This is a genomic window from Bartonella sp. AA81SXKL, assembly GCF_042196945.1.
Classification (GTDB): Bacteria; Pseudomonadota; Alphaproteobacteria; order Rhizobiales; family Rhizobiaceae; genus Bartonella.
Genome location: NZ_JBHIRH010000384.1, coordinates 344 through 575 on the forward strand (window position 1 = coordinate 344; position 232 = coordinate 575).

Genomic DNA, 232 nt, shown 5'->3' on the forward strand with positions numbered 1-232 from the left:
TTAAGGATAAAATAATTTGACATCTCTCCCATAGAGGATATAAGACTAACGCTATATTTGTTTATGTCAAGACAAAGCTTTGCTTTATTAACTTACAAAGGGGGGAAATCATGAAAAATATTGCATTCGTTAAAGAGGACGAAATTATCGTACTTCTCTGTGAAGATGAAAGTTGTGATGCTCTTGAAGGACCAATCGAACAAGTCGAAGAAGTGCTCGAATTTATTGATGA